This is a genomic window from Thermorhabdus hydrogeniformans, from assembly GCF_049310025.1.
Classification (GTDB): Bacteria; Bacillota; Thermosediminibacteria; order Thermosediminibacterales; family Tepidanaerobacteraceae; genus JBJYKD01.
In genome coordinates this window covers 1-252 of the sequence record NZ_JBJYKD010000233.1, presented here as the reverse complement: position 1 = coordinate 252, position 252 = coordinate 1, and the positions used below count along the sequence as shown (strand labels likewise).

At 43.3% G+C, this 252-nt stretch carries 1 pseudogene; it reads left to right on the top strand.

Annotated features, from left to right (window positions below):
• Window positions 1-252, top strand: a pseudogene (locus tag ACKX14_RS16250) (ISNCY family transposase); the annotation flags it as partial.

Sequence of the window (252 nt, the reverse complement as noted above, 5' to 3'; positions counted from 1 at the left end):
CACCACAAGCTAAGGGAAAAGTCGAAAGATTGTGGAATACGTTGCAGAGCAGGTTGCCTACGGACCTTAAGATAGCTGGTGTTACCACCGTTGAACAAGCTAACGAGTTTTTAACAGACTATATCACTTCATTCAATTCCAAATTCGCTGTCGAACCTGAAGAACCCATATCAGCCTACACTCAGCTACCCGACTACTTGAATCTAGACCACATTTTATGTGTCAAGTTCGACAGAGTTACAGACAACAGCA